Source organism: uncultured Campylobacter sp. (assembly GCF_937997465.1).
Lineage (GTDB): Bacteria > Campylobacterota > Campylobacteria > Campylobacterales > Campylobacteraceae > Campylobacter_A.
Genome location: NZ_CALKTQ010000235.1, coordinates 1 through 2,299, shown reverse-complemented (window position 1 = coordinate 2,299; position 2,299 = coordinate 1). Strand labels below are relative to the sequence as shown.

At 48.5% G+C, this 2,299-nt stretch carries 2 protein-coding genes and 1 pseudogene; 2 read left to right on the top strand and 1 reads right to left on the bottom strand.

Annotated features, from left to right (window positions below; all coding sequences use genetic code 11):
* Positions 1 to 242, top strand: a pseudogene (locus tag Q0546_RS07900) (phosphoenolpyruvate carboxykinase (ATP)); the annotation flags it as partial.
* 17 nt (positions 243 to 259) lie between these two features.
* Positions 260 to 1,663 carry a CAP domain-containing protein gene (locus Q0546_RS07895; RefSeq protein WP_298791987.1) on the top strand — a complete coding sequence of 468 codons (1,404 nt, stop codon included), beginning with the start codon at positions 260 to 262 and terminating at the stop codon, positions 1,661 to 1,663.
* Between the two features lie 220 nt (positions 1,664 to 1,883).
* On the opposite strand, the gene Q0546_RS07890 is transcribed toward Q0546_RS07895, so the two are convergent.
* The coding region (locus Q0546_RS07890; RefSeq protein WP_298791985.1) for a cyclophilin-like fold protein at positions 1,884 to 2,299 on the bottom strand (416 nt) is incomplete at its 5' end.

The following is a 2,299-nucleotide window of genomic DNA, read 5'->3' as shown; positions in this document are numbered from 1 at the left end:
CGATCCTGGACGGCAGTATCAAAAAGTGCGAATTTGAAAATTTCGAGAAATTTAATCTAGCGATCCCAAAAGAGCTCGCAGGCGTCGAGACGAAGCTGCTAAATCCGATAAATACGTGGGGAAACAAGGACGAATACGTCGCGACTCGCGATAAACTAGCGAGCATGTTTGAGACAAATTTTAAACGCTACGAGGACGTAAAAGAGGGCGTAGAATACGCAAAAGCCGGTCCTAAGGCTTAAATTTAAAGGGCGCAGGATTGAAATTTTACTCTGTAAAACGCGGGCTTAAATTCGGCCTTTTAGCCTGCGCCTTTTTTTTATCTGGCTGCGATATCTTTGGCGGGCAGGGTCAAAACTCTGCGCTAAAGTCCGCCAAGCAGCCCGAGTTTTCTTTCGTTCCCGATTCGGACGCGGTCGCGTATCTAAACGAGTACCGCCGCGGCTCCGGACTCTCCGCCCTAAAACCAAATCAAATTTTAAGCCAGGCCGCTAAAAATCACGCCGAATACAGTGCCCAAAACGAATATATGGGGCACGACGAAGTGGCGGGACGGGCGAAATTTAGCGGCGCGACTCCGGCCGATAGAGCCCTAGCCGTAGGCTATAAATCAACTCTAGTGCTTGAAAATATCGCCTATAAAAGCGACTTTAAAGAGGCGGTGGACGGGCTGTTTGCGGCGATCTATCACCGGTTTGCGTTTTTAAATTTGAGCGTCGATGAGGTAGGCTACGCACTCGCGTCCAAGGACAAATTTAACGCCTTCGTCTTTGAAATGGGTAACTCGCGGTTAAACGGCTTTTGCGCTAAAGGTGCTAGCGATACGGGCGCGGGACGGTTTTATACAAATGTCTGCGCTGATAAAAATCTAAAAATCAAAGATGCCAAATTTGACAATTTCACAGGCTCAATGAAGCCCTACGTCAAATTCCCGGACGCTACTGCGGTGACGCCCTATTTTAGCGGCGAGATCCCGGACCCATTTCCCGAGTGCAAGATCACGGCAAACCCCGTTAGTATCGAGTTTAACGCAAACGCTGGCGATGTAAAATTTAAAGATTTTGAGATATTTAAAGACGGGCAAAAGATCCAAAATTTGCACGTCATCACGAGCACCAACGACATAAACTCCAAATTTTCGTCCAAGCAGTTTGCGGTTTTTTCGCGCGAGGTTTTTGACTTTGGCGCGCAGTATGAGGCGGTTTTTAGCTATGAGCAAGCAGGTGCGCGAAATCAAAACACCCAAAGCGCGGGCGCTCAGGTAAAGCAGATAAAATGGAGCTTTAAAACCAAAACTCCGCAAAATCCGTATTTTGACGCGCGCGACGGCGACGTGCTGGGCGTGGATGCGGATAAGACCTACGAGATATTTTTCCGCCCCAAAGACTGCAACGACCTCATGACGCGCTACTCTTACAAGGCCTCGGGCTTTATGACGCCTACGGTCGCGCAAAGCGGTACAAACACGCTAAGCGTGAAGCTAAAAGGCATGGTGGGCGATACGCTAAGCATCGTAGCGGGCGGCATGAGCGTCAAGGTGCGGCTCAAAACCAGCTCGCCCGAAGCCGTGCGCGAGAGAAGAGCGTTTTACGTGAAGGCTGGGTTGATGATCGCCGGCGTGATAGTAGTTTTTGCGCTGATTGGCAGAAAGATGAGACAGTAAAATCAGTCTATATACTAAACCCGCCTCGCTTAGCTATTTATAAATTGCCGATTTTCGCATTTGCGATAAAACGGCGTAAAGCCATTTTCATGAAGCGCATAAATGCCAAAATTTAAGCTTATGTCCGCCGCCGCGGGGATAGTGCTGCGACTATAAAAAAGTTTGGCGCGAGGAGCGGAATTAAAGTTTATTATTTATTGCTTTTGCGGCTACGGCGGATTTATCTTGCCGGCTCTATCTTGATCTCCCCGTCTTTTGCGACCAAGCCTACATCGCCATCTATCACGCCCAAGCGCACGATGCCATCGTAGCAGGGCTGATAGTCGTAGTATATCACTAGGTTATTCCACGGAGCAAAGTACGAGATCTCGCCTTTTTTACCGTCGCTTCCACTTGGAGTATCGCTTATGTCAAGCCGTTTTGGCAGCTTAGCTACCTTTTCGCGTCCGCCGTAGTCCTCTAAATTTAGCGTTAGCAGCAGCTGTGCGGCAAAGCTTCTTGCTGCCGCCGTATCATCTAGGATCGCCGTAGTTTCGCCGCTAGAAGTCTTTAGGACTATCTTTAAATTTTGCATTTTCTCTCCTGCTGCTAAATTTAACTCCGCAAAAAGCATAAAGGCGGCTAAAATTTTTCTCA